Raw genomic sequence first — 532 nt, forward strand, 5'->3', positions numbered from 1 at the left:
CGGCACGGCTTCATCCGCGGCTGGAACGTCACGAGCGCGGCGGCCTATGACGGCGCGCAGCTTCGCAATGTCCTCAACCGCGCCAACACCGGTTCGACCGTCTGGGCCGACACGGCCTATCGCTCGAAAAAGAACGAGGAGTGGCTGGAGAAGAACGGCTACGTCTCTGACATCCACCAGAAGAAACCGAAGGGTCGGCAGATGAGCGAGGCGACGTCGCGGGCCAATGGGCGGAGATCGAAAACCCGCGCATTCGTCGAACACGTCTTTGCGCAGCAGAAATCCAGGATGGGCCTGTTCGTGCGCACCATCGGCATTGCCCGCGCCAGGACGAAGATCGGCATGGCCAACCTTGCCTACAATCTCACCCGCTTCGTGTGGCGCGAGGGGCGAACTGCGTCCGCATAACGGGCGAATGCGGCGAAAACCGCCGACGCAACGCCGAAATTAATCAGCCATCTACCCAGGCAAGGGGCGAAAACCTTGTCATAAAGTCAGATTCGGCCAACCGCGCCGGTTTGTCCGCCTTGCC

General features: G+C 61.8%; 1 protein-coding gene. It reads left to right on the top strand.

Translation table 11 applies throughout. The features are described 5' to 3' along the window. On the top strand, positions 1–408 hold a 408-nt coding region (locus NKG99_RS35890), incomplete at its 5' end, for a transposase (protein WP_352874198.1). Positions 409–532 lie beyond the last annotated feature (124 nt).

The organism is Mesorhizobium sp. M1409, assembly GCF_040317535.1.
Classification (GTDB): Bacteria; Pseudomonadota; Alphaproteobacteria; order Rhizobiales; family Rhizobiaceae; genus Mesorhizobium.